This is a genomic window from Pelosinus sp. UFO1 (genome assembly GCF_000725345.1).
Taxonomy (GTDB): domain Bacteria; phylum Bacillota; class Negativicutes; order DSM-13327; family DSM-13327; genus Pelosinus.
The window spans coordinates 1,122,261-1,142,269 of record NZ_CP008852.1; the positions used below are offsets into that span (position 1 = coordinate 1,122,261).

18 protein-coding genes and 3 riboswitches are annotated in these 20,009 nt (G+C 38.9%); of the genes, 16 read left to right on the top strand and 2 right to left on the bottom strand.

The window, feature by feature from the left end; translation table 11 throughout:
* Positions 1-67: 67 nt before the first annotated feature.
* From UFO1_RS04985 to UFO1_RS05040, 12 genes are all read left to right on the top strand, one after another.
* Positions 68-1,354 (top strand): MFS transporter, encoded by a 1,287-nt coding sequence (locus tag UFO1_RS04985; protein WP_038668601.1) that lies wholly within the window; start codon positions 68-70, stop codon positions 1,352-1,354.
* Between the two features lie 12 nt (positions 1,355-1,366).
* Positions 1,367-2,662 (top strand): nickel-dependent lactate racemase, encoded by a 1,296-nt coding sequence (gene larA, locus UFO1_RS04990; RefSeq protein WP_038668604.1) that lies wholly within the window; start codon positions 1,367-1,369, stop codon positions 2,660-2,662.
* Positions 2,663-2,789: 127 nt separating this feature from the next.
* Positions 2,790-3,560 carry a DeoR/GlpR family DNA-binding transcription regulator gene (locus UFO1_RS04995; RefSeq protein ID WP_038668607.1) on the top strand — a complete coding sequence of 257 codons (771 nt, stop codon included), beginning with the start codon at positions 2,790-2,792 and terminating at the stop codon, positions 3,558-3,560.
* A gap of 235 nt (positions 3,561-3,795) precedes the next feature.
* Entirely contained in the window at positions 3,796-4,677 is an 882-nt protein-coding gene (locus tag UFO1_RS05000) for an HAD-IIA family hydrolase (protein ID WP_236639329.1), read from the top strand.
* Positions 4,678-4,912: 235 nt separating this feature from the next.
* A complete protein-coding gene (fumC, locus tag UFO1_RS05005) occupies positions 4,913-6,298 on the top strand; it encodes a class II fumarate hydratase (RefSeq protein WP_038668610.1) in 1,386 nt (461 codons plus the stop codon).
* Positions 6,299-6,542: 244 nt separating this feature from the next.
* Positions 6,543-6,716, top strand: a riboswitch (Lysine riboswitch).
* A 119-nt stretch (positions 6,717-6,835) separates the two neighbouring features.
* On the top strand, positions 6,836-8,119 hold the full coding sequence (locus UFO1_RS05010) for a diaminopimelate decarboxylase (protein ID WP_038668614.1): 1,284 nt from the start codon (positions 6,836-6,838) through the stop codon (positions 8,117-8,119).
* Positions 8,120-8,379: 260 nt separating this feature from the next.
* Positions 8,380-9,465, top strand: a complete 1,086-nt coding sequence (gene buk / locus UFO1_RS05015; RefSeq protein ID WP_038668616.1) for a butyrate kinase — start codon at positions 8,380-8,382, stop codon at positions 9,463-9,465.
* 15 nt (positions 9,466-9,480) lie between these two features.
* Positions 9,481-10,386, top strand: coding sequence for a bifunctional enoyl-CoA hydratase/phosphate acetyltransferase (locus UFO1_RS05020; RefSeq protein ID WP_038668619.1), 906 nt, complete (start codon positions 9,481-9,483; stop codon positions 10,384-10,386).
* A 108-nt stretch (positions 10,387-10,494) separates the two neighbouring features.
* Complete coding sequence (locus UFO1_RS05025; protein ID WP_038668620.1) at positions 10,495-10,710, top strand: ferredoxin family protein; 216 nt, start codon at positions 10,495-10,497, stop codon at positions 10,708-10,710.
* 4 nt (positions 10,711-10,714) lie between these two features.
* Positions 10,715-11,785 (top strand): 3-methyl-2-oxobutanoate dehydrogenase subunit VorB, encoded by a 1,071-nt coding sequence (gene vorB / locus UFO1_RS05030; protein ID WP_038668623.1) that lies wholly within the window; start codon positions 10,715-10,717, stop codon positions 11,783-11,785.
* 2 nt (positions 11,786-11,787) lie between these two features.
* A complete protein-coding gene (locus UFO1_RS05035) occupies positions 11,788-12,540 on the top strand; it encodes a thiamine pyrophosphate-dependent enzyme (protein WP_038668626.1) in 753 nt (250 codons plus the stop codon).
* Complete coding sequence (locus UFO1_RS05040) at positions 12,537-13,067, top strand: 2-oxoacid:acceptor oxidoreductase family protein (RefSeq protein WP_038668629.1); 531 nt, start codon at positions 12,537-12,539, stop codon at positions 13,065-13,067. Before UFO1_RS05035 ends, UFO1_RS05040 begins: the two co-directional genes overlap by 4 nt.
* Positions 13,068-13,142: 75 nt before the next feature.
* Here the strand turns inward: UFO1_RS05040 and UFO1_RS05045 are convergent, their stop codons facing one another.
* Positions 13,143-14,216 (bottom strand): HD-GYP domain-containing protein, encoded by a 1,074-nt coding sequence (locus UFO1_RS05045; RefSeq protein ID WP_038668631.1) that lies wholly within the window; start codon positions 14,214-14,216, stop codon positions 13,143-13,145.
* A gap of 128 nt (positions 14,217-14,344) precedes the next feature.
* Positions 14,345-14,436, bottom strand: a riboswitch (cyclic di-GMP riboswitch).
* 221 nt (positions 14,437-14,657) lie between these two features.
* Between UFO1_RS05045 and UFO1_RS05050 the strand changes: the two genes are divergently transcribed.
* Complete coding sequence (locus tag UFO1_RS05050; protein WP_038668634.1) at positions 14,658-15,080, top strand: metal-dependent transcriptional regulator; 423 nt, start codon at positions 14,658-14,660, stop codon at positions 15,078-15,080.
* Between the two features lie 51 nt (positions 15,081-15,131).
* On the opposite strand, the gene UFO1_RS05055 is transcribed toward UFO1_RS05050, so the two are convergent.
* Entirely contained in the window at positions 15,132-16,409 is a 1,278-nt protein-coding gene (locus UFO1_RS05055) for an Nramp family divalent metal transporter (RefSeq protein ID WP_038668636.1), read from the bottom strand.
* 419 nt (positions 16,410-16,828) lie between these two features.
* Here UFO1_RS05055 and UFO1_RS05060 point away from each other — a divergent pair, with 419 nt between their 5' ends.
* From UFO1_RS05060 to UFO1_RS05070, 3 genes are all read left to right on the top strand, one after another.
* Positions 16,829-17,632 carry a sirohydrochlorin cobaltochelatase gene (locus tag UFO1_RS05060; RefSeq protein WP_038668641.1) on the top strand — a complete coding sequence of 268 codons (804 nt, stop codon included), beginning with the start codon at positions 16,829-16,831 and terminating at the stop codon, positions 17,630-17,632.
* Positions 17,633-17,672: 40 nt separating this feature from the next.
* Positions 17,673-18,206, top strand: a complete 534-nt coding sequence (cobO, locus tag UFO1_RS05065) for a cob(I)yrinic acid a,c-diamide adenosyltransferase (RefSeq protein WP_038668644.1) — start codon at positions 17,673-17,675, stop codon at positions 18,204-18,206.
* A 73-nt stretch (positions 18,207-18,279) separates the two neighbouring features.
* Positions 18,280-18,463, top strand: a riboswitch (cobalamin riboswitch).
* A gap of 185 nt (positions 18,464-18,648) precedes the next feature.
* A complete protein-coding gene (locus UFO1_RS05070; protein WP_038668647.1) occupies positions 18,649-19,956 on the top strand; it encodes a nitrogenase component 1 in 1,308 nt (435 codons plus the stop codon).
* The last annotated feature ends 53 nt before the right edge of the window (positions 19,957-20,009 follow it).

Below are 20,009 nucleotides of genomic sequence, written 5' to 3' on the forward strand. Positions count from 1 at the left end.
ATAATGTATTTAATGAGATGAGGTCTCCCTTGGGAGGACTTCGATACTTGTGCGGGGGGTAAATTTTATGAATCAGAAAAAAACCAATTTTCGTTGGACCTTAGCAGGACTTATGTTTTTTATTAGTTTTATTTCTTACATGGACAGAGTAAATTTATCCGTAGCCACTCCAAGCATTATGCAGGAATTAGGTTTTAGTAAAATGGATATGGGTTTAATACAAACAGCTTTCTTTGTCGGTTATGCATTTATGCAAATACCAGGTGGTATTATGGGAGAGTTTTGGGGACACCGAAGAGTCTTAGCTATAGCAGCTACTTGGTGGTCCATATTTACCGCATTGACAGGCGCTTGTAGTAACTTTACCTTTTTCGCTGCCACTCGCGCTATGTTTGGTTTAGGTGAGGGACCTATGGCTCCAGCTATAGGGCGTTTTATTTATCGTTGGTTTAATCCTAGTGAAAAAGGACGTGCCTCTTCTTTCATGCTAAGCGGTGTATTTTTTGGGCCGGTTGTTGGCCCGACTCTTACCGTAGCTTTAATGATGGCTTTTGGCTGGCGCTCTGTATTTGTGATTTTTGGCGTGTTAGGTTTAGTCATTGCCGGACTTTGGTATTGGCTCGCAAAAGATTCGCCTCGGACCAGTCCTTATGTTAATGTAGCGGAAGCTGATTATATAGAAGAAGGCCTCAGTGCGAATGCTGATAAAAAAGAATTGGCCCCATGGCGTATTTTTTTAGGATCTTCTCAATTTTGGGCCATTGGTATTCAATATTTTATAACAGACTATATTATGTTTGTATTTTTGGCCTGGTTGCCTTTATACTTAATGGAGGCACAAAATTTTTCACTACAAAAGATGGGAATTGCCGCTTCTTTTCCTTGGGCTGCACTTTGTATCGTAACGGCTACGTGTGGTTATATCAGTGATAAGCTGGTAACGTCAGGTGTTTCTAGGTATAAGTCAAGAACCTTGTTGGGGATTTCTGGATTGATTCTGTGTTGTACGACACTTTATTTAGGGGCCGTAGCGACAACACCTTCCATGAACGTGTTGTGGCTGACAATCTCTCTAGGGTCTCTTGGATTTACTTTTAATGCGTCCTGGGCTGCTTGTCTTGACATTGGTGGTAAATTTGCTGGTTCAGTTTCTGGGTGGATGAACTTTTGGGGCAACCTGGGCGGTATTGCCGCTCCTGTTGTTACGGCATGGATTGCAACAAATTATGGATGGCAGGCTGCCATTGTGACAACTGCAGCTTCGGCTGTAGTTGGTATTATCGCATGGTTAGCTGTAAAGCCTGATGTGCCGTTGGCTATAAAAGTAGAAGAAAAGCTGGAAAAAATTGCATAGGAGAGATGCTATATGTTAAAAGAATTTTCCCTTGGCTATGGTGATCAGGAAGTTACCATATCCTTGCCTAAAGAACGTATTTTAAACGTGGTAGAAGGCAAACCAGTTAAGGCTCTAGTCGATGTAGAAGCCGCTGTAGCTGCTGCACTAAATAACCCAATTGGCACACCGCCTCTTAAGGAGGTAGTACAGCAAGGTGACAAGGTTATGATCATAGCCAGTGATATTACTCGTAAATGGGTACGTCACGATTTGTTTTTACCAACTTTATTGAATGAATTAAATAAGTCTGGAGTACCAGATGAAGATATTTCCCTAATTGTGGCACTGGGCGCTCATCGACACCATACTCATGAAGAGAATGTAGCAACCTTTGGTCAAGAAGTGGTAGACCGCATTACCCTCTTGCAAAGTTATGCTCCAGAAACAGACGATTTTGTTTGTATCGGTCAAACGTCTCGGGGGAAAGATGTCTGTATAAATAAACATGTAGTGAATGCAGATAAGGTTATATTGACAGGCGGTATTGTTCATCATTTAATGGCTGGTTTTGGCGGGGGACGTAAGGCAATTATGCCTGGTGTGTCTTCTTATAGTACGATCCAGGGAAATCATAGCTTATGTCTTCATGATGTTGTAGGGCAAGGCGTTAGCCTAGAGTGTATTGCGGGGAAATTAGAAAACAATCCAATGCATGCCGATATGTTAGAAATGGCAGAACTGCTTAAACCTGCATTCTTACTCAATGCAGTCTTTACCCCAGAGGGGCAGTTCGCTTCTTTTGTGGCAGGTCACTGGCATGAAGCTTGGCTACAAGGTTGTAAGACTGCAAGCGATATCTTTGGTGTTCCTGTAAACGGCAAAGCTGACCTGGTTATTGCTTCTGCTGGTGGATTTCCTAAAGATATTAATTTATACCAAGGGTCAAAAACAATTGGTAATGCCTTTATGGCAGTAAAACCGGGGGGAGTCGTCATTTTATTATTAGAATGCCGCGATATGATGGAACCACCTGATTTTAGTGATTGGTTTAACTATGAATCTTTATATGACCGGGAGGTTGCCTTACGAGAAGCCTTTACCGTTCCAGGATTCATTGCGTTAAAACTAGGTACTATGGCCAAGGAAGTTCCTCACATTGTTGTTTCCTTGCCACGAAATAAAGAATTTATTGAAAAAACAGGTATGTTGGCGGCTGCTAGCTTAGAAGAGGCTGTTCGTATGGCTGAAGAAAAGTTAGGCAAGAAAGACTATACCATTACAATAATGGCACATGGCGCGAATACCGTTCCAGTAGAAGGTGTTTGAAACAATTCGATATATAATTAATAGAGGAAGTTTACAATCTTAAGGTTGTAAACTTCCTTTTGCTACTATAGTAAAAAGATTTATGTAGTTATATAATGTAACTATCTGATGTGTTAGGAGTGTGTGCATGTTAACGAATATTAAGAGAAGAAAGGATATTTTGAATCTTATCTTTAAGCTAGGGTCGGTAAAGGTGACAGCCTTAGCTCAGCAATATGAAGTAAATGAAGCAACAATCCGTAGAGATTTGAAATATTTATCTGAGAGTAATAATATAAAGTTAGCCTATGGTGGAGCTTATATGGAAGAGGGGAAAACTTGCTACTCCATTGCAGAAGTACATCTGGCCAATAAAAGGATGCAGAACTTTGAGGAAAAGCAAGTAATTGCACGTAAGGCTGCAATGTTAATTAAAGATGGTGAAACAATTGCTTTAAATGCGGGCAGTACCGTAGAATACATTTTGGATTATTTAGAGAATATTACTTCTTTAAACGTTGTTACTTTATGTGTACATGTTGCAGTTAAAGCGGCGAGTCTCCCTTATGTGTCTGTATATATGCCGGGAGGGAAAATGAGAAATTCTTCAGGTGTTTTTTGTGGTGGAGATAGTGAAGAATTTTTGAGGAAATTCAGTGTGGATAAATGCTTCCTCGGTGTAGCAGCTGTAAATCTTAAAAAAGGTGTCATGCATCCTGTCTTTGAAGAAATCGCTAACAATAGAGTTTTACTAGATATCGCCGAACAAAAGTATATGTTATCTGATTCTTCTAAACTTGATTGTGTTTCATTAGCTAGTATGGCAGAATTAGAAGAATTCAATGGCTTTATTGTTGATAATAAATTTCCTGATGTATATAGAGAGTTTGCCGAATTGAATAATATTGAAATTATTTAAGGTTTCGAAGAGTCCTAATATGGGCTCTTCTTTTTTTGCGATTGACAAAGAATGGAAGAGATGTAATAATAAAAACGACAAGAAAATGCATGATGTACATATAAAGTTTATATATTAATGCTATGAAATATATAATTGTTATGTAAAACGTGCAAAAACATAATGAAAGGTTGGTGTGTTCTTTTGAAATGAGCCTAATGTAAAAGTCGAGAGAAAAGAGAGGAGACTTTGTATTGTGTTCAGTGAAAATAAGATAGTAACAAAACAAGAAAAGGTGAAATCATTAAAAGATATAAAGTGTTTTGCACTTGATATGGATGGGACTGTATATTTAGGGAATAAAATACTGCCAGGTGTACTAGAATTTCTGAGTTATTTGCGTACTACGGGTAGAGATTTTTTATTTCTGACGAATAACTCCTCTAAAGATGCAACTTTCTATGCCAATAAACTTAAGATGTTAGGTATTAATTGCAGTGAAAGTAATATTTTAACATCTGGTGAGGCCACAGCCCTTTATCTAAAAAATACTAAAAATTGCAAAAATATATATTTACTTGGAACACCTGCTTTAGAAGAAGAGTTTAGAAGGCATGGATTTATAGTAACAGCAGATAATCCTGAATATGTAGTATTAGGATTTGATACTACATTAACATATGAAAAATTAGTCATCGCGTGTGATCTTATACGGCATAATATACCTTATATTGCGACTCATCCAGATTTTAATTGTCCTACAGAAACTGGCTATATACCAGATTGTGGTGCTATGGCTGCATTGATAAAAGCATCAACAGGTTGTTCCCCTCAGGTTGTGGGCAAACCCAATAAGGAAATTGTGGAAGCCTTATTAAATAAAAAAAGTTATCCTCTTGAAGAAATGGCAATGGTTGGTGATCGATTATATACTGATATAGCTACAGGATGTAATGCAGGTATGGTCTCTGTGTTAGTACTCAGTGGAGAATCCAAAATATCAGATGTTGAGCAGTCGGTCTTTAAACCTGACTATATATTTGATAACTTAGGAGGTTTAGGTCAAGCACTTTCTGCTAGTGACAAAGAAGAGGATTTGATTCATATGGGCTCCTCTAGAGAATTAATCGTCGGATAAGAAAAGCAAGTCTATCGCAAAAAAGAAGAGAGACTCTTAGAAGGGATTATAAAGGTATAAGGTAAAGGGTGTTTGCAATCAATAGGGTTGTAAACACTTTTTGTTTTTAAAGAAGATTTAAAATTACTGCAGGATTGTTTTTAGTTATGAAGAAGAAACTAAAGAGAAGATCAAATTTACGATACCTTCTTCGTTTTTAGTTTATAGGTAATGAATCGATAAAGGAGTGCTTTATATGGAATATCGTATTGAGAAAGATTCAATGGGAGAAATAAAAGTGCCAGCGGATAAATTATGGGGAGCCCAAACACAACGTAGTTTTGAAAATTTTCGTATTGGAATAGAAAAGATGCCCTATGAGTTAGTTGGTGTATTTGCCATATTAAAGAAAGCAGCTGCCTTAGTAAATGAGAAACTAGGTGTACTTGATACAAAACGCTCTCAGGCCATCGTTAAGGCTTGTGATGAGGTGTTAGCCGGAAAACTAGATGGCAACTTTCCTCTTGCCGTGTGGCAAACGGGAAGTGGCACTCAGTTTAATATGAATATAAATGAAGTATTGGCACATAGAGCGACTCAGTTGCTAGCCGAAGGAGCAGAGCCTTTAGTCGTTCATCCCAATGATCATGTGAATAAATCCCAAAGCTCTAATGATATTTTCCCTACGGCGATTCATGTTGCCGGCGTAACATTAGTGATTGATAAACTATTACCTGCAATTGCCTCTTTAAAAGAAACGTTAGATCAGAAATCAAAAGAATTCAGTGAAATCATAAAAATTGGCAGAACTCATTTAATGGATGCGACACCTCTTACTATGGGACAGGAAATAAGCGGTTGGGTGCGGATGTTAGAACGGAACGAAGAAATGCTGACCATAGGTATTAACTTTATGCGGGACTTGGCCATGGGAGGAACGGCTGTTGGGACTGGTATTAATTCCCCTATGAACTTTGGCGAACTCGTTGCTGCAGAAATTACCAAGTTAACGGGCAAGGAATTTCGTACAGCTCCTAATAAATTTCATGCGTTAACAAGTAAAGATGAGGTAGTCGTCGTTCATGGTATGATGAAGGCATTAGCTGCTGATTTAATGAAGATTGCCAATGATGTTCGTTGGCTTGCAAGTGGTCCACGGTGCGGTATTGGAGAGATTAAAATACCCGAGAATGAGCCAGGCAGCTCCATTATGCCTGCAAAAGTCAATCCAACTCAATCCGAAGCATTGACAATGATTGTTGCCCAGGTATTTGGTAATGACACCACAATTTCTTTTGCTGCTAGCCAAGGAAACTTTCAATTAAATGTATTTATGCCTGTCATTGTTTATAATTTCTTGCAGTCCATTCGGCTACTTTCGGATGGGATGAACTCTTTTAATGTTAATTGTGCGGTAGGTATACAGGCAAATACTGAGATTATTGATTTTTATTTGCACCAATCACTAATACTTATTACAGGCTTAGTACCCCTAATTGGTTATGATAAGGCAGCCCAAATTGCTAAAAGTGCGGTAAAGGAAGGCATTACATTAAAAGAATCTGCCTTAGCCACAGGGTGGGTTAGTGAAGCACAGTATGAAGAATATATGAATCCTACAATCTTGGTAAAACCAAGATAGTGTCTGTAGGGCTTAAGATGATAGACTATCTATAAAGAAGACTTGATTCAGGTGGAGTTTTAACTCCATCTGAATCTTAGTCGCACTTATCCAGGGACTTAGCCGCTCTTAACTCCCACTTATAGAAGATGGGAGTCTTAGAGCGGTTTAGTCATCGGATAATAACTTTTACAAAAAAACATAGGATTAGAGTTGACATGACAAACTAGATTAGTCTATACTTAGAAAAATGACAGATGAATAGCTAGAAGATAGAGGCGCGGTATATTAAGAATATGTATCTAGAGTAGCCAGCGATGAAAGATACAAAAAGGAATAACCGCCGAAGTGGAAGGGTTTGGCAAAGACCTTTTCGTTGGTTTTGTATTGAATAAATACAAGACTGTCATCCAATTTTGGGTGGAGTGCTATCTGCATAACTGATTATGAGATATGTTAGATTCTTATAGCGGTTTGCGGGATGGTTTCCGCAAACTGCTTTTTGTTTTACACTATAACTTACCAAATAATAAACAATTTCAGGAGGTCTATACAAAAATGGCAGAAAAAACATTACCCTTTACAAAGATTGAACTAGAAGAAATTATAAAAAAATATCCAACACCATTTCATATTTATGATGAGCAGGCCATTCGAAATAATGTTCGAAAATTATTGGCGGCTTTTTCCTGGGCGCCAGGATTTAAAGAATATTTTGCTGTAAAAGCAACACCAAATCCTCATATTTTAAAGGTGCTAAGAGAAGAAGGCGTTGGAGCTGACTGCAGTTCTCTGCCAGAACTTATTCTTTCTGAACAAGCTGGAATAACAGGAGAAGAAATTGTCTTTTCCTCCAACGATACACCAGTAGAAGATTACCAAGCGGCCAAAAAGCTGGGAGCTATTATTAATTTGGATGATATTAGCCACATTGAATATTTGGAGAAGCACGTTGGTTTACCTGACATCCTTTCCTTCCGCTACAATCCGGGTCCCTTATTGGAAGGTGGAAATGATATTATTGGGTATCCAGAGGAAGCAAAATATGGTTTAACGAGAGAACAAATTTTAGAAGCTTACAAAATTGTGCAAAGTAAAGGGGTAAAACGTTTTGCTCTGCATACCATGGTAATTTCTAATGAACTAAATTCAGATAGCTTTGTTGCAACGGCAAATATGATGTTTGATTTAGTAATTGAAGTGTATGAAAAATTAGGGATTCGGATTGAAATGATCGATTTGGGCGGTGGAATTGGTATTCCTTACCGTCCAGAACAAGAAGCTGTTGACCTAGATGTTGTCAGCCAAGGGGTGCGTAAGGCTTATGAAGAAAAAATTGTGGCGAAGGGACTACATCCTTTGAAAATTACCATGGAGTGTGGCAGAATGATAACAGGACCTTATGGTTATCTTGTATCTACTGTACTGCACAAAAAAGAGATTTATAAAAACTATGTAGGTCTTGATTCTTGCATGGCAAATTTAATGCGCCCAGCATTATATGGTTCCTATCATCATATTACGGTCGTGGGAAAAGAAAATGCTCCACTAGATCATGTATATGATGTAACAGGTTCACTTTGCGAAAATAATGATAAATTCGCTATTGACCGTAATTTACCTCGTATTGATATTGGTGACATTATTGTTATGCATGATGCGGGTGCTCATGGGCATGCAATGGGCTTTAATTACAATGGAAAATTGCGTTCCGCAGAATTATTATTAAAGGGTGACGGCCAGGTGCAGATGATTCGTCGGGCAGAAACCATTGGGGATTATTTTGCTACCTTGGATTTTGAAAAAACGGAAATAAAATTAGCAGCAGCTACTAAAAAATAATGAATAAATAATGGAACAGGCAGGTTGTAGTAGACCTGTCTGTTTTTTACGGAATCAGAAAGTATAACACTTCCTTGATTCCAAGTAAGAACGACTAAGGCTTCTGCCTGCGTCTGAGGACTTGGCCTAAGCCAAGTCTTTTCTTATTTAAAAGCAGGAAATAAGAAAAATAAAATGAAATAAGTAAAGAATATATGAACAGAATATTTGGTGAAATTTCAATACATAGAATGAAACTGAAATGTTATGGGAGGAACTTTATGGCTAAAGAATATGGGGCAGCGGAAAGGTTATTGGTAATTAACCCGGGGGCAACATCAACAAAATTTGCTGTATACGATGGAGAAAAAATAGTTTTTAAAAAGACCGTCGAGCATTCTGTAGCGGATACTAGTGGCTTCATAAAAGTAGTAGATCAGTATGAATATCGGTTGCGATTAATTTTAAAACAAGTAGCAGCAGAAGGGGTTGACATTGCCACGTTAAAAGCAGTGGTGGCGCGTGGTGGGATTTTGAAACCTCTTAAGGGCGGAACGTATTGTATTAGTCAAGATATGGTGGATGATCTCAAAGCAGCCAAATTTGGTGAACATGCTTCTAACTTGGGCGCTGTCATGGCTTATGGGCTAGCAGAAACATTGAAGATCCCTTCTTATATTGTTGATCCTGTTTCTGTAGATGAAATGGAACCAGTAGCGCGAATATCCGGTTTGCCTGATTTACCAAGGATCAGCCTATCCCATGCATTAAACACGAAAGCTGTTGCGCGTAAGGTGGCAAACCAACTAGGTAAAAACTATGAGGATATGAATCTAATTGTTGCTCATTTAGGAACAGGTGTTTCTGTAACACCGCATAAAAAGGGTAGAATGATTGATGTAAATAATGCAAAAGAAGAAGGGCCTTTTTCTCCAGATCGTTGTGGTGGACTGCCGGTAGGTCAATTTTTAAAGTTGGCTTTGTCAGATAAGTATACCTCGGCGGAGCTGCGAGAAAAATTAAGCAATAAAGGCGGAATCTATGCCTATCTTGGTACAACGGATATTCGAGAAGCATTTGCGATGGCAGATGGAGGTAATGTAGAAGCTAAGCTAGTATTAGATGCCTTTTGTTATCAAGTAGCCAAAGAAATTGGTGCTATGGCTACAGTGCTAGCAGGCAATGTAGAACATATCATTTTAACAGGGGGTATTGCTCATTCAGAACGTATTACTGATGAAATAAAGAATAGAGTTATGTTTATTGCTCCTGTGACCGTTGTACCAGGGGAAGAAGAACTAGAAGCATTAGCTTTTGGTGCCCTTAGAGTACTAAGAGGCCAGGAACCGGCACAGAATTATTGTTAGGTAGGAGGTGATTATTTGTACTGCTCTTATGACGAAATAGTAGCGGAAATTAAAAATCGCGGTCAGGTAATGATTAGCGTAGCCGTGGCCCAGGATAAAGAGGTATTGTCTGCGATTAAAATGGTGCAAGAAGTTGGTATTGCTCAGGCTATCTTAGTAGGCGATGCTGCTTTAATTACCCCTATGCTTGCAGAAGTTGGGCTATCTAATGAAACCAAAATCATTCATGAAGCAGATATAACGAAAGCTGCACAAAAGGCAGTTTCCATAGTGAAACGCGGTCAAGCCCAGGTATTGATGAAAGGTTTAATTAATAGTAGTGATTTCTTGCGAGCTGTGCTTCATAAAGAAGAAGGTTTGCGAACAGGTAGACTACTTAGCCACCTCGGAGCATTTGAAATTCCAGGTCAAAAGAAACTTTTGTTTATTACGGATGGTGGGATGAATATTGCTCCTACCGTAGAAGAAAAAAAAGAAATCCTCCTTAACTCTATGTTGGCTTTGCAGGCGATGGGCATTAAAGAACCTCATGTAGCAGTATTAACTGCCAATGAAGTGGTAAATGGAAAAATGCCTGCCACGGTGGATGCACAAACCCTAACCCAAATGAGTGCAGCTGGCCAGTTCCCTTTAGGGATTATCGAAGGTCCGATTGCTCTTGATGTAGCAGTAAGTCAAGATGCGGCAAAACATAAAGGTATTACCAGCAAAGTGTCAGGAAATGTGGATTTAATTTTAGTACCGAATATCGAAACGGGGAATGCTCTGGGGAAATCTCTGATTTATTTTGCGAATAGCAAAATGGCAGGGATTGTATTAGGGGCAACCCATCCGATTGTTATGACTTCACGGTCTGAAACACCGGAAGGGAAAATGAATTCTATTGCCCTAGCATGTTTAGTAAATAGTAATATTTCATAAATACAAGAATAGATGTGTAATAAAGATGACAAGTGTATATCTTAGCCAAAGAGTACATAGCTACATTTCGTTAATGCAGCTGTATGGAATTTGAAAGGAGTTGATTTGATGTCAAAAGTTGTTGTATTACGGGAGTACTGTAAGAGTTGCGGCTTGTGCGTAGATATCTGCCCCAAACAGGTACTAGCCATTGGTGATACGACCAATCAAAAGGGATATTATGCAGTTGTGGTAAAAGATGAATCAAAATGTATAGGGTGCGCTATGTGCGGAGCGATGTGTCCTGATGTAGCATTGGAAGTTTCTCGGAAGAAAAGGAGCTGACCTTATGAAAAAGATATTAATAAAAGGCAATGAAGCCATTGCAGAGGCGGCCATTCAAGCTGGCTGTAAATTGTTTTTTGGTTATCCAATAACCCCTTCTACAGAAGTGGTTGAATATTTGTCTAAGCATTTACCCAAGGCCGGAGGTACCGTGCTTCAAGGGGAAGATGAAGTTGCTTCGATTAATATGTGTTATGGTGCAGCAACAACAGGTACTCGCGTAATGACGGCTACCTCAAGCCCTGGCTTTAGCTTAAAGCAAGAGGGGATGTCTTACTTGGCGGCAGCTGAGCTGCCAGTGGTTGTGGTGAATGTCAATCGAGCTGGTCCTGGGTTAGGCGGACTGGGCCCTGCACAATCGGATTATTTCCAGTGTACCAAGGGAGGCGGCCATGGGGATTATCGGTTGATTGTTTTGGCACCATCTAAAAGTCAAGAGTTATACGATTTTACTATGGAAGCTTTTGACTTAGCGGATAAATACCGGAATCCTGTACTGATTATGGCAGATGGATTTTTGGGCCAAATGATGGAACCTGTAGAAATAAAAGAACGGCCACAGGTAGAACTTCCCCCAAAAGACTGGGTTGTAGACGGCTGCCGAGGACGGCAAAAGCGTAAGATAGTGAGTTATTCCTTAACGAATGAAATTGGGGAAGCAAATTGCCTAAAATGGCAGGATAAATATGAGAAGATCAAAGAGACAGAGCAGCGTTGGGAAGAATTTTATACCGAAGATGCAGAATATCTCATTGTAGGATATGGAACTTGCGGTCGCATTGGTAAAAGTGTAGTACTAAATGCTCGTAAGGCGGGAATTAAGCTAGGACTTATCCGTCCAATCACTTTATGGCCCTTTCCAGAAAAGGGATTTGCGCCCTATAAAGAAAAAATTAAGGGAATCGTCACAGTAGAGCTTAATGCAGGACAAATGATTGAAGACGTAAAGTTGGCAATCGAATGCCGTGTGCCTGTTTATTTGTGCAATCGGCAAGGGGGAATGATGCCTTCTGAAAATGAAATACTAGAGTTTATCGGGAAAGTTTTTGATTTGTCGCTGGTAAGGGAGGCATAAGAATGGAAGTTATATTTAAAAGAACAACAGGCTTAACCGGAATTCCCTTTCATTACTGCCCAGGGTGTACCCATGGAATTATTCATCGTATCATTGGGGAAGTAATGGAGGAACTAGGTATTATTGAAGACACAATTGGTGTAGCTCCTGTAGGGTGCGCCGGTTTTTCCTTAGACTTCTTTAGCTGTGACTTTGTGGGAGCAGCCCATGGAAGGGCTCAAGCTGTGGCTACTGGGATAAAACGTTCTCTACCGGATAAAATGGTATTTACTTACCAAGGGGATGGAGATATTGCTGCTATTGGTACTGCTCATGCTATACATGTTGCAGCCCGGGGTGAAAAGATTACATCTATTATGGTAAATAATGCAGTATTTGGTATGACAGGTGGACAAATGGCGCCAACTACTCTTCCAGGTCAAGTTACGACTACCAGCCCTTATGGGCGAGATTGCGCTTTATCTGGATCACCGATAGATTTGCCTAAAACCGTAGCTACCTTAGAAGGGGCAGTCTATGTAGCAGCCGTATCTGTTGATTCTCCTAAAAACATTTTTGCTGCCAAAAAAGCCATAAAAAGGGCTTTTCAAGTTCAACAATTAGGACTAGGATTTTCCTTGGTTAGTATTTTATCAACCTGTCCAACAAACTGGGGCTTATCTCCTGTGGACAGTTTAAAATGGTTACAGGAAAAAATGTTACCTCTTTATCAAATGGGAGAACTTAAGGTTCCTGAGGAGGTAAAAGGATTATGATTGATACCATTATATTATCAGGATTTGGTGGTCAAGGTGTCATGTTTATTGGTAAAGTACTAGCATACGCAGCCATGGAAAAAGAGTTACAAGTTTGTTGGATTCCTTCTTACGGCCCTGAAATGCGGGGCGGGACTGCCAACTGTTCTGTGATTATTTCCGACGAAGAAATTCACTCACCAGTAATTGAAAAAGCAGATGTGGCGATCGTTCTCAATCAACCTTCCTATGATAAATTTCTATCACGGATTAAACCGGGTGGTGCGCTTGTCGTTAATTCTTCGATTGTAGAAAGTACTGCTGCTCGCCATGATATTAAACTTATTTCCCTGCCAGCAACAGAGATTGCCAACGAATTAGGAAAACCAGCCTTAGCTAATATGGTATGTCTGGGGGCGCTTATTCCAAGCTTGAAGTTACTCAATCTTAATGCCATAGAGAAAGCGATGCATGAAGTAGTGGGTAAGAAAAAACCAGAACTCTTTGCCGTTAATATGGAGGCAATAAAAAAAGGGTTAGATCGGTAAATAGTAAAAAAGGCCTACTCTTTGGTTACCAAAGAGTAGGCCTTTTCGCAGATCAGAAACGATAGAGCATTGTTCTTACTCTTTACGATTTTGAATCTTGGAAATCAAAATTTGAGGATTATCTGCTAATCGAAGATCCCTAGTCGGCATGTAAGGTGAGCCATCTGGATAAGAGATAAGGCGGATGACAGGTCGTTGTGGGGAAGATCCAGGGATGGAAACAACAACAGCCAAATCTCCCGTATTCAGTAAGACTTCCATACCGGGCATATAGGTAGCTATCTTTGATAAGAAAACTCGCCCGTAAGTTTCATCAAAACTAGTTCCGAGGCCAGAAGCGATAATGTTATATGCTTCGTCTGGTTCCATAGCCTTTCGATAAGGGCGATGTCCAGTGATGGCTTCGTAAACATCTGTTATTGTTAGCAAACGCGCATAATTAAGGATTTCTTCCCCTTGTAGTCCGCGGGGATAACCTGTACCATCAACCTTTTCATGATGTTGCCAAGCCATATGAGCAACAAGACTTGAAATTTCCCACCGCTTGTTTACTAATAAATGAAAACCAGACTCTGGATGTTGCTTAATAATTCCAAATTCCTGTTCAGTCAAACGGTCAGGTTTATTAATAATTTCTTTATCTACTTCTATTTTTCCCAGATCATGAAGCAATGCACCGCAGGTAATTTCTTTGATTTGTAAAATGGAAAAATTGCAAAAACGGGCCAGTAATGCTGTGTATATGGCGCAATTTAGAGAGTGTGCCAAGGTATAATCATCATGGGTTGCAATACCCGTTAATTGAATCGCTACGGATGGTTGGAGGATTAATTCTTCTACAATATCAGAGGCAAGGCTACAGATTGGATCCATGGCAAAATTTTCGCCCCGATTCACTTTCTCCATAGTAGTACTTAATATTGCTAAAGCACGTTGTTGTGTTTCAAGGGAAAGATATTCTGGAATTTTTATATCGGCATATCGATTGTCTCGAATAAACAGGGCATTTACATCCAAAGCTCGTAGTTTATCGAGATATTCTTCAGTTAAAGTCACTCCTGAAGCCAATAATACCTGTCCCTTTTTATTTAAAAGATGTCGCGCTAATGTCATACCTGGGATAACATCGTTTAAACTGATTTGTCTCAAGATAAAAGCTCCTTTGTTGTATAAAAATCAGCATAAATTATGCCCGTGTTTCTAATCGACAAGGTTATTAGCAAAGTAAGCATATAAAAAAGCTTAACTGCATAATGAGCCAGTTAAGCTTATCATAATCATGCAGCGTGGCGATCATAGATCTCTAAAAAAATCCGTAGACCCTATAGCTTTGCGTCCATACTTTTCAGTATGTTTGCTAATAAAAGTTTTTCTAAATAAAACTACCATACGTGAATGGTGTCAGTTTTAAAATAATAGCATATAATTATAGCAGATTATGTCATATACTGAAGAGTATATCAGAAATTGTTAGCAGATGGAATATCCAGACCTATTTTTCGAATCTTTTTTAGCGGTGGAATATTTTTTAGTGAAAAATCATAGTAGTAGAATAAGAGTGGGCGCTAATATCGTGGGAGGCGGCTAGAAATGCTATCACCCAGTTTGGAAGATTATTTAGAAGAATTGTATCGGTTGTCTCTAACGAGTGAGATTGTTCGTGTGACTGATATAAGCCAAAAATTAGGGGTATCTTTGCCTTCTGTTAGTAAAGCCTTAGGGAAGTTAAAAGCAGATCAATATATTCATTATCAACCATATGGTGTAATTAGTTTGACAGAAGCTGGTAAAAAAATGGGAAGTTTTTTGGTTGAGCGGAATAGACTATTACAAGAATTTTTGACGCTGATTTGTGCTGATTGTGATAGTGATGCTGAGGCAGAAGCTATGGAGCATTATCTATCCCAAGGTACGATTCATTCCATCCAATTAGTAGTGAAGTTTATGAAAAATCATCCCGAATATTATCAGCTATTTTTAGAATATGTGGCTAAAAACCAAGCTGTAGAATAAAGGTTAACCAAAGCGTACCATTGGCCTTCAGTACATAAAATATAAGAAATACTATGCTTGCCCTGAAAAGATTAGGTACAGTAAGACCGCATTCAAGGTAAGTATCATGCAAATGATAATCCAACCCAATATGTTAGTCATGGTACCATTCTTAAAACGTCCCATGATTTCTTTTTTGTTACTAATCAGCAAAAGGGGAATAATAGCACCCGGTAAGGCAAAACTTAATACTACTTGGCTTGTTACAAGGGCACTCATCGGATTGATGCCTGCTAAGATAATAGCCATACCAGGTAACATGGTAATGAGACGCCTGATGCTAATCGGGATATCAAAGCCCACGAAGCCATTTAAGATAACTTCTCCAGCCATAGTGCCAACGGTAGAAGAAGATAATCCCGAGGCTAAGAGAGCGAGGCCAAAGGCTCCAGCTGCCATATTGCCCATGAGAGGCTGCAAGGTCATATAAGCTGCTTCAATACTGTCAACAGTAAGACCATTGCCTTTAAATATAGCTGCTGATACAATAACCATAGCGGCATTCACAATAAAGGCCATATTCATAGCAACAAATACATCTATTTTGGCCATCTTTAAGTGATGAACACAGTCGCTTTCGTCATTTGTACGACGATTTTGCACCAAATGAGAGTGTAGATAAATAACGTGAGGCATAACCGTAGCTCCTAGCATGCCGACAGCTACCAGTAAGCTGTCAGAGGTGAGCATAGGAACAGCCACATGATAAGCAACTTGCCCCCATTCTGGACTAGACATGAACATTTCCCATATATAAGATATGCTTATAACGGCTACCATTGTCGTAATGATTCGTTCCACAATTTGCTGCCCATATTTTTGCATGTGGCAGATGAAGTAAGTGATAAATCCTGTAAGTATTGCTGACCAAACTAAGGGGATATTAAATAGTAAGTAAAAACCAAGGACGCCTCCCAAAAACTCTGCAAGATCGGTAGCCATAGCCGCCAGGGTTGCTATAGTCCATAAGAACCAATTCACGCCTCGTGAAAAGACATTGCCGCAGTGTACTGGTAAACTAACTCCAGTAGCAATGCCAACTTTTGCAGAGAGAATTTGGACAAAGATAGCCATCAAATTACTCCAAAGAATGACCCATAGTAAGTTATAACCAAATTGGGAACCACCACTAATGTTAGTACCGAAATTTCCAGGATCCATATACGCTACGCTGACAATAAAAGCAGGTCCGAGGTATTTTAATAGCCCTTTGGCCTTGGTTTTAATTTCTTCCCCAGGTATTAACGGCAAATTAATCGGTAGGCTGGTGATAAATTGATCTTCCTTCAATATTCCCACTCCTTACGTAAGTGCTATGTGTAATTACTACTACAAAACACAATAGTATGGTTAGCCATGGCTAACTTTTAAAACGCTTTAATTACTATATAATATGTAATGATAATAATTTTGTTACCAAGGAAGAGACAATTGGATATAGAACTTGACAATTTAAAAAGAATAGTATAATTTTTAAATAGAATAAAGAAGAAATAAGAAAAGACTTGGCTTGTGCCAAGTGCTCGGACGCAGGCAGAAGTCTTAGTCGCTCTTACTTGGAATCAAGAAAGTGTTATACTTTCTGATTCCGTAAATAAGCACAGAGTGCTATATAGTTCTTTTTGATGAAATCAAATCTTCCGCCTTTGGTTGGGAGATTTATTTTATATGCAGTATTTTCGATATAAGGAATAAAAGAGGAGTTACATATGTTAAAAAAAGCTATTTTAGTAGTTAGTTTTGGTACAACCTATCAGGATGGAATGAAGTCAAGTATTGAAAGCATAGAAAATAAAATAAAATCTACTTTTCCTCAGTATGAAGTGCGAAGGGCCTTTACCTCCCGCATTGTTATCAAAAGATTAGCAAAGAGGGATGGCCTTGAAATTGATACGGAAAAAGAAGCATTGCAAAAGCTGCAGGAAGAAGGATACCAAGAAGTATATATTCAACCCTTGCATGTGGTAGTAGGAGAAGAATATGATAAGGTTAAAAGAATGGTTGCTCATTATGCCCACGCTGAAATATTCGAAAAGATTGCCCTTGGTCGCGCTCTTTTGTATTATACGGGACAAGAAGGCAAACCAGATGATTATCTAGAGGTAATAGACGCGATAAGAACACAGCTTCCAAAGGTAAAAGAACAAGAAGCCGTTGTTTTTATGGGGCATGGTGGAGTACACCCTGGTAATACTGCTTATTCTACTTTGCAAATGAAACTGGAAGATGCCAATCTAGAACATGTGTATGTTTATACGGTGGAAGGTTTTCCCTCATTGGAGAGGGTTATAAAAAAATTAAAACAAAAGGATATCAAAAAAGTAACTTTGATGCCATTTATGCTTGTATCTGGCGATCACGTTGCAAATGATATGGCTAGTGATGAGGAAGATTCGGCGAAATCCCAGTTACTACAGGCTGGATTTGAAGTTGCTATTTATCTTCATGGTTTAGGAGAAAATTCAGGGATTCAGGATCTTTATGTTCAGCATTTAAAAGATATACTGAATTAACTGGACAAAACAGCGGTAACTAAGAAAGGAAGAGGGTTACATGGAAAAAAGAGAAGGCCTAATTATTGTTCATACAGGGAATGGTAAGGGAAAGACTACGGCATCCTTAGGCCTGGGGTTAAGAGCCTGGGGACAGGGGTTTAAAGTATTAATATTGCAATTTATAAAAGGGAATTGGAAATATGGAGAGCTAAAGGCAGCAGACGCTTTGGGGTCCAACTTTGTAATGCGGCAAATGGGAGAAGGTTTTGTCCGAAATAGTACGGAAGATTCTTTGATAGATCATCGCCAGGCAGCCCAAGAGGCATTACAAGTGGCTAGAAAAGAAATCGTATCCGAAGAATGGGATATGATTATCTTAGACGAAATTAATTATGCAATTAAGTTTGGTGTTCTCTCTTTAGAGTCTGTACTAGAAGTATTAGAAGTAAAGCCCGATTCACTACATCTTGTCTTAACAGGGCGGGAGGTTCGTGATGAAATTATTGCAAAAGCCGATTTAGTGACAGAGATGAAAGAAATTAAGCATCCTTATAAAAAAGGAATTAAGGCACAAAGAGGAATCGAATTTTAAAGAGATTATTAGCAAGGAACTGCTTGACAATTCTGTAAAAACATTATAAAGTGAATCTTGTAACATAGACAAATTTCATATGAATGGTATAGGTGCCCTTCGGGGCTTAATAGGGAAGTTCGGTTCAAAGCCGGCGCGGTCCCGCCACTGTAATGAGGAGTGAACCCATGGTTATGCCACTGAGACGACAGTCTTGGGAAGGTATGGGCAAGCAATGATTCAGAGTCAGGAGAACTGCCTATATAGCAATCACCGTTATAACCTGCGAGAGATGGGGAGGGGATTTGTACGATAGTTTTTTTATTGTGCTTATTTTTTCCCGGCGTATATGTACGCCGGGATTACTATTTGCTTTATGCTATTGTAAAATCTCTTAGCCTTTTTAGGTTAGGAGATTTTTTTACGGCTATTTTTAGGAGCGATAAAAATAGGGGGATTGGATATGATTACGAGCCATTTGACCTACATGTGTCAGGAAAACAACAGTTGTGGATTGACAGGTGCAACTACTTTCTTTGCAGGTATTCCAGATGCTGTTATAGTAATTAACAGTCCTTTATGTTGTTACTTTTCAACCCAAGGGTATATTGAAAAACAATGCCCTACTGCTGGAAGACGATTTTTTTGCTCTCCAATAAATGAAAATGCTGTACCCCTCGGTACAGAAAAATATCTACTAACTATTCTAGATTCAATAAAACAAAATTATCAGCCATCTATAGTGCTATTGGAGAATAGCTGTACAAATATCACTAGTAATGATGACCTTTTGCAGATTGCTAAGCAAGCAAATATGAATTGTCCTGTTGTTTGTTTAGATAGTCACGATTTGCATGAAGGTTTTTGGGCAGGATATCAGGCAGCTGCTAAGGCTTACTATCGTAATATGCCTCTTCGGTCCCGTAGTGTAGTAAAAACAAAAACAGTTAATTTACTAGGATGTACTTTTGGATATTATAATGAATTTTATGATTTGCAAGAATTAAGACGTATGTTGACGTTAGCGGGTTATGAAGTATTAGCTTGTCCAGGAGCAGGAAGCACTACCCAGGAAATCGCAAATATGACCCAAGCACAACTGAATATCGTCGTGCATGACGAACTAGGAAGGGAGATAGCAGAGTTATTAGAAGAAGAGTACAATATCCCTTATGTCTCCCTATTACCTCCTTATGGTTTACGGGGTTCTTTAAATTGGTTAAAAGCGATTGATTATTATATGTCTGGAGAAAGTAATGGGCTAAAAACGCTTCATCAAGAAGCAAATCTTCTAGTACAAGGACTTAGTATTATTAGCAAAGATAAGCAAAAGCTTTGGGGAGATATATGGTTTGAAAATATAATCATTGCAGCTCCGTCTTCAGTAGCTTTTGGTATATCTCAGGCAGTACGTAATGAATGGGTAGATACCAAAGAAATCATAACTGTATTGCATAATGGAGTTCCTTTCAAACAGAGTTATCCTGATTATATTGGTATCGTATTAGATGGATATAAAGACCAACAGAAAATTGAGCAACATTTAGCAGGTCTAGCAGGAGGATTGCTTATGGCGAGTAGTAAAGAGAAAGCGATTTTGCATCAAAAAGCAGTTGAAAATATAGAATATCAGCATATCTCCTTACCCCTTTATGATGAAATGATACTTAAAAATCGCCCTCTTATGGGACTACGGGGTACTAGTCATATGGTAGAAGGGTTTTGGAATAAACATATATCGCTAAAGAAAGCGTGGTTACTTAGTAAGTAACTGTTGTAAAGCTAGCAACAGATAATAACTTAAGTGGCTAAAAGATTTTTATC

Bases quoted from the DNA above. Each gene is read 5' to 3' on its own strand.
- UFO1_RS04985 (WP_038668601.1), top strand. From the start codon at position 68: ATGAATCAGAAAAAAACCAATTTTCGTTGGACCTTAGCAGGACTTATG.
- larA (WP_038668604.1), top strand. From the start codon at position 1,367: ATGTTAAAAGAATTTTCCCTTGGCTATGGTGATCAGGAAGTTACCATA.
- UFO1_RS04995 (WP_038668607.1), top strand. From the start codon at position 2,790: ATGTTAACGAATATTAAGAGAAGAAAGGATATTTTGAATCTTATCTTT.
- fumC (WP_038668610.1), top strand. From the start codon at position 4,913: ATGGAATATCGTATTGAGAAAGATTCAATGGGAGAAATAAAAGTGCCA.
- UFO1_RS05010 (WP_038668614.1), top strand. From the start codon at position 6,836: ATGGCAGAAAAAACATTACCCTTTACAAAGATTGAACTAGAAGAAATT.
- buk (WP_038668616.1), top strand. From the start codon at position 8,380: ATGGCTAAAGAATATGGGGCAGCGGAAAGGTTATTGGTAATTAACCCG.
- UFO1_RS05025 (WP_038668620.1), top strand. From the start codon at position 10,495: ATGTCAAAAGTTGTTGTATTACGGGAGTACTGTAAGAGTTGCGGCTTG.
- vorB (WP_038668623.1), top strand. From the start codon at position 10,715: ATGAAAAAGATATTAATAAAAGGCAATGAAGCCATTGCAGAGGCGGCC.
- UFO1_RS05035 (WP_038668626.1), top strand. From the start codon at position 11,788: ATGGAAGTTATATTTAAAAGAACAACAGGCTTAACCGGAATTCCCTTT.
- UFO1_RS05040 (WP_038668629.1), top strand. From the start codon at position 12,537: ATGATTGATACCATTATATTATCAGGATTTGGTGGTCAAGGTGTCATG.
- UFO1_RS05050 (WP_038668634.1), top strand. From the start codon at position 14,658: ATGCTATCACCCAGTTTGGAAGATTATTTAGAAGAATTGTATCGGTTG.
- UFO1_RS05060 (WP_038668641.1), top strand. From the start codon at position 16,829: ATGTTAAAAAAAGCTATTTTAGTAGTTAGTTTTGGTACAACCTATCAG.
- cobO (WP_038668644.1), top strand. From the start codon at position 17,673: ATGGAAAAAAGAGAAGGCCTAATTATTGTTCATACAGGGAATGGTAAG.
- UFO1_RS05070 (WP_038668647.1), top strand. From the start codon at position 18,649: ATGATTACGAGCCATTTGACCTACATGTGTCAGGAAAACAACAGTTGT.